1 pseudogene is annotated in these 283 nt (G+C 56.2%); it reads right to left on the bottom strand.

From position 1 onward, the window contains the following. A pseudogene (gene lpxB / locus BG74_RS15225) lies at positions 1 to 283 on the bottom strand (lipid-A-disaccharide synthase); the annotation flags it as partial.

Raw genomic sequence — 283 nt, 5'->3', positions numbered from 1 at the left:
ATCCGGATCGAGAGGCATGGCGTCTGCCAGTGTATGGCCGATAAACTGGCAGGGGACATTGTGGCGGTCGTAAAATGCCTTTTCAAACGGCAGGAAAGCCAACACATTATCCGTGGAGTGGCCGATTTTGAACACCCGCTTTTGCCGCCAGGCCCAGACAGAAGGACTAACGTAATGAATAGTGCGAATGCCGAGCCGCTTGAGGCGGCCTTCCAACGTAATCGTAAAATCCGGCGCGTCGATACCGACAAAAACGTCTGGCCGCAGAGCGGCGAAGCGGCGG

Origin of the sequence: Sodalis-like endosymbiont of Proechinophthirus fluctus (assembly GCF_001602625.1) — a bacterium.
Taxonomy (GTDB): domain Bacteria; phylum Pseudomonadota; class Gammaproteobacteria; order Enterobacterales; family Enterobacteriaceae.
This window is presented reverse-complemented; position numbering and strand designations above follow the sequence as displayed.